General features: G+C 62.8%; 1 protein-coding gene. It reads left to right on the forward strand.

The window, feature by feature from the left end; genetic code table 11:
• Window positions 1-75: 75 nt before the first annotated feature.
• On the forward strand, window positions 76-320 hold a 245-nt coding region (locus tag H1S01_RS21080; RefSeq protein ID WP_207732464.1), incomplete at its 3' end, for a hypothetical protein.

The raw sequence follows: 320 nt of genomic DNA on the forward strand, positions 1-320 counted from the left end.
CGCCGAGCGGTTTACTGCCACCGCGACGCGAGTAGAATGTCGGCCCCTCTTTCACCCGTGCCGAGCACCTTCTACATGGCCCTGCCGACCCTGCGCATCATCGGTTTCATCCTCGGCATTTTCCTCATTACCCTTGCCGTCAGCATGATCATCCCGATGCTGACACTGTTGGCCTACGAGAGCACCGACGACCTGCCGGCCTTCATCTGGGGCAGCCTGATCACCTTCTCCTGCGGCTTCGCCCTGGGCGCCCCGGGCAAGCCGGCCAATACCCATCTGCGCCCGCGCGACATGTACTTCCTGACGACCATCAGCTGGGT

Origin of the sequence: Heliobacterium chlorum, from assembly GCF_014502795.1 — a bacterium.
GTDB classification, from domain to species: Bacteria; Bacillota; Desulfitobacteriia; order Heliobacteriales; family Heliobacteriaceae; genus Heliobacterium; species Heliobacterium chlorum.